Consider the following 2280-nt stretch of genomic DNA (forward strand, 5'->3'; position numbering starts at 1 on the left):
GACGACGAGGACGACGAGGACGACGGCGACGAGCCGTACGGCGCGGGTCCGCAGGCGGGTCCGCCGCCGCGCGTGATGCTGGCCGGAAACTGGAGCGACGGCCCGCACGCCTCGCGCGACGGCTCGCCGCCGATCCCGGCCGGTGGCGGTTCGGGTCCCGGCCGCGGCCCCGTGCTGCCCGGTTCGGGCCGTCCGGCCCTGCCCGCCGGCTACACGGCCGCGACCCCGGACCCCGCACGCCTCCCGGTCCCCGCCGGCGCGCGGGAGGAGGCCCTGGAGCCGGCCAGGATCCCGGCCCAGGCCAGGGCGGACCGCGGCCCCACCACCCGGCTCGCCGCTGAGCGGGCCCGGCAGACCCGGATCGCGGTCGTCGGCGCCGTCACCGAGCGCTGGGCTCCCGAACAGGCCGGTCCCGTCCACGAGAACTGGCGCCTCGCCCCGCCGATCGGCCCCGCCACCGACCTGTGGGCGCTCGGCGCGCTCCTCTACCGGGCCGTCCAGGGCCACGCCCCCTACCCCGAGGACAGTGCCGCCGAGCTCGTCCAGCTGGTCTGCGCCGAGCCGCCCGCGTTCGCGGAGGAGTGCGGCCCGCTGCGCCCGGTCGTGGAGTCCCTGCTGCGCCAGGACCCCACCGAGCGACCCGACTTCGAGGAGCTGCGCGGCTGGCTGCGCTCCCTGGTGCGCTCGGCTCCGGAGCCGGAGGCCGGTGTCGGAGTCGTACCGCTGCCGTCCTTCGACGAGAAGCGGCTGCCGATCGTGCGCCGGCGGGGCGAGCTCGTACGCCGTCGGCGCGGGGGAGCGGGAGCGGGCCGCCACCGCCACAAGCGGGGCAAGGACCCGCGCCCCCCGGCTCAGGCGCACGCCCGTCACGACGACCTCGGCGGGCGCGAGTACGGGCCCGCCCCCGTGCGGGCCGATGCCCGGGGGGACTTCCGCGAGGAGTACCGGGAGGACTTCCAGGAGTCGTTCCACGAGGAGATCCCCCAGCGCGCGTCCAGAGAGCCCCGCGCCCCCCGCGGCGGCCGGCCGTCGTCCTCCCGGCCGCCGGGCTCCCCGCGGTCTCTCGGCCGTACGCTCCTGGTCCTCGTCTTCCTGCTGCTCGGCGGGGCCGTCGCGTACGCCGTCCTCTTCATGCCCGGTGACGGGGAGGAGCCCACCGCGCCGGCCACTCCCACGGCCGGCCAGGCCCCGCGCACGACCGCACCCGCGAGCCCTCCGTCCGCGACGAAGGCGCCGACCACGGCCCCGCCGACCAGCGGGCCGGCGGCCACCCCGCGCACCACCCCGCCCGCCGCGGACCCCTCGGCTCCGGCACTCGCCGCCGGGTACACGCTGCGGCAGGACCCCGAGGGGTTCCGGATCGGGGTGCCGAACGGGTGGCGGCGCAGCCCGATCAACGACGCCGGGCAAGTGCGCTACACCGGCGGCGACTTCACGATGATCGTCGTCCCCGGCCGCGACAGCGTCGCCGACAACGGCTCCGACCCGCTGGAGTACCAGAACTCCAGGGAACGCGAACTGGAGCCGTTCCGGGGATCGAGCTGGTCACGGTCGGACGACACGCGCCGGGTCGACATCGGTACGACCGCGACGGCCACGGGCAGTTACTGGTGGCTGGACAGCACGGGCCGTCAGGTGTTCGTCCGCAACCTCGCCCTGATCGACGGAGGCCGGTACCACGTCGTGCAGGTCATCGGCCCGGAGGACGGGAGCAAGAAGGTCTCCGAGATCTTCGACGAGGCCACGAAGGCGTTCCGTCCGGGCCGCTGAGCGGGACCGTGTCGGGAGGGGGTGCCCGGAATGCCCATCGGCCCCCGGTCACAGTGCTGTTCCTATGGCGGCCCCGAGGTTCCGCCACCCGTACCCCCCTCCGTAACCTGGCATCCGAAGGAACGGGCGGGGGCAAGTGGAACATTCTCAGAGCACAGGCACGGGGCTGCTGCTCGCCGGTCGCTACCGGCTGGGCGAGTCCATCGGACGCGGCGGCATGGGCAAGGTCTGGCGCGCACACGACGAGGTGCTGCACCGCGTCGTGGCGGTGAAGGAGTTGACGGCCGGCCGGTTCGTGGCGGAAGCCGACCGCCTCGTGCGGGTCGATCGTGCCCTTCTCCTTGGCGGCGTCGGCGAGCGAGGGCCCGTCGACGTACTGCATCACGATCCACGGCCGGTCGTCGTGCTCCAGGACGTCGTGGACGGTCACCACACCCGGGTGCGTGATCCGCGCGGCGGCCCGCGCCTCCTTCTGCGTACGGGCGTGCAGCACGAGGCGGTCGGCTTCCG

General features: G+C 75.4%; 2 pseudogenes. One reads left to right on the forward strand and one right to left on the reverse strand.

What is annotated here, in order from left to right:
* Positions 1-1770 (forward strand): annotated as a pseudogene (locus AOK00_RS39805) (protein kinase); the annotation flags it as partial.
* 310 nt (positions 1771-2080) lie between these two features.
* Here AOK00_RS39805 and AOK00_RS41660 read toward each other — a convergent pair.
* Positions 2081-2280 (reverse strand): annotated as a pseudogene (locus AOK00_RS41660) (serine/threonine protein kinase); the annotation flags it as partial.

Source organism: Streptomyces aureus, from assembly GCF_001418135.1.
GTDB lineage: Bacteria > Actinomycetota > Actinomycetes > Streptomycetales > Streptomycetaceae > Streptomyces > Streptomyces aureus_A.